General features: G+C 50.2%; 1 protein-coding gene. It reads left to right on the top strand.

Annotated elements, in window-relative coordinates:
* The first annotated feature begins 125 nt into the window (after nt 1–125).
* Nucleotides 126–284, top strand: coding sequence for a hypothetical protein (locus IAQ59_RS22205; RefSeq protein ID WP_209333033.1), 159 nt, complete (start codon nt 126–128; stop codon nt 282–284).
* Nucleotides 285–438: the final 154 nt, after the last annotated feature.

Raw genomic sequence — 438 nt, 5'->3', positions numbered from 1 at the left:
CAGGCAATTCGGTTGGTTGCGCAGCGCTAGACATCTCCGGGTTTTGGCGGAAGTGATAGGGCACCATGAACATGCCCGCGGCCAAAACGGGGGGACAAATTGATCTCTAAGCCCAGGCTATAAACATGTCACCCCTACGGGATAAGGGAACCCGGCAAAGTCCGTCATTGCGAGTGACGCAGGAGCGAAACAATCTCTTTAAGCTAGCTCAAGGGGCTTGGGGTGGTTTTGAGAAGGAAGCTCAGTTTCGCCCATTGCAAATTGGCAAGTATATCGGGGTGTAGTTGCAAACTACACCTAGAGCGGGGGCTCGCTTCGGATTCGTGGTTTTGGAAAGGAAGTGGCATCGTAAATTTTCCGAATCTTACATCTCATATCTAACGTCTTACGTCTACCTCACCACCCTTCTAACTACACATATCCACAAAGAAAACGACC

Source organism: Lunatimonas salinarum (assembly GCF_017811155.1).
Lineage (GTDB): Bacteria > Bacteroidota > Bacteroidia > Cytophagales > Cyclobacteriaceae > Lunatimonas > Lunatimonas salinarum.
This window is presented reverse-complemented; position numbering and strand designations above follow the sequence as displayed.

Bases quoted from the DNA above. Each gene is read 5' to 3' on its own strand.
- IAQ59_RS22205 (WP_209333033.1), top strand. From the start codon at position 126: ATGTCACCCCTACGGGATAAGGGAACCCGGCAAAGTCCGTCATTGCGA.